General features: G+C 41.8%; 1 protein-coding gene. It reads left to right on the top strand.

The window, feature by feature from the left end:
- Window positions 1–182: 182 nt before the first annotated feature.
- A partial coding sequence (locus tag R8O11_RS31445) for a cystatin domain-containing protein (RefSeq protein ID WP_318195421.1) occupies window positions 183–510 on the top strand: 328 nt, incomplete at its 3' end.

Here is a 510-nt window from a genome sequence, read left to right on the forward strand (position 1 = left end):
AATCTGTTTTTGCTTATTTTTAACCCAACAATGACCTGTTAATTGTATTTAACCGATAAATACTGCTGAACAGAATCAATTGAAACAAAGCGATATGTGACCAACACTTTCTCGAATATGAAACAGATATAATGAACAGAACCCCCTAGGATACTGAGCACATTACAAAGAAAGGTCTTGTTATGAAGAAAACATTATTGGCGTCACTCGTATGTGTAGTGGCTTTAGCTGGATGTAATCAAAAGGAAGAGACCGAGGCACCAGCCCAATCGCAACCGGAAGCGAACCCAATCTGTAACTTAGAAAAACTGCCCGGCGGATGGTCACAAAGTGACATGACCGATGAAGCGCAACCATTGCTTGATGTGGTACTCGCGCAAATGAACACTTCCGCTAAGTTAAAGCAAATCCTCAGTGTTCGCACTCAGGTGGTAAGCGGCATGAATTACGCGATTGAATTTGAAATGGATAATGGCGAAATCTGCAATACGATTGTCTACCGCTCGTTAG

It is taken from the genome of Vibrio sp. 1288 (assembly GCF_033344475.1).